The 690-nt window shown below is 34.8% G+C and carries 1 protein-coding gene; it reads right to left on the bottom strand.

The window, feature by feature from the left end:
- Positions 1-111: 111 nt before the first annotated feature.
- Positions 112-582: a hypothetical protein gene (locus HMPREF2716_RS29560; RefSeq protein ID WP_153274314.1), complete on the bottom strand. Its 471-nt coding sequence runs from the start codon at positions 580-582 to the stop codon at positions 112-114.
- Positions 583-690: the final 108 nt, after the last annotated feature.

Raw genomic sequence — 690 nt, 5'->3', positions numbered from 1 at the left:
GGCATCGCGGAGCCTCCTTACGGCGTCTGCGCTGAAGCCTCCCTGCTTAGAAAATTAGAGTAGGTAAAATAAATCTACCCCTTTATTTATTCTTTATTTAATAAAGTATATTTATTTCTGAAAAAAAGTAATAGTAGGGCCATAATCTTGATCTGAGCAAGATAGCAAAACCGAAAAATCTCTATCTGGAAATTTCTCTTTTAAAATTAAGCGCCATGATAGAGAAAGCATATGAGCAAGCTGCTCAAAAATTTCATCTTCTACATCCTCATTGCACCCGGAAAAAATATCATAAATATGGGTATGATTAATGAATCTCTCTACAGACTGGATATCATTTTCTAATCTTTCCATCCAGTCATTAAATTTTTTTTCCTCATAATTCATCTCCAGTATTACCGCCCCCCTATCCAAGATAAAATCAGGAAAAACCAATTTCCCTAAGATCAATAAGTCTTCTGGCCTGATTTCATAGGAAATATATGAAAATACATCAATCTCATTCTTATTCTCCCAGCCGGACCTCCATAACTCATAATTACTCAAACACTTTAAATCTTTAAAAGATACTATTTTTTTCATGGTATCTCATCCGAATTAGCAGGGCGCGGAGCTAATTTAGTTGATGGAGATTGTACTCTAACACTTCCGTCTATGAAAAAAGGGGACAGATTTATTTTTACTACTCTA

Source organism: Pseudomonas sp. HMSC076A11 (assembly GCF_001810205.1).
In the GTDB taxonomy this organism is placed as follows: Bacteria; Pseudomonadota; Gammaproteobacteria; order Pseudomonadales; family Pseudomonadaceae; genus Pseudomonas; species Pseudomonas aeruginosa.
The sequence above is the reverse complement of the archived record's forward strand: the minus strand, read 5'-3'. Positions and strand labels throughout refer to the sequence as shown.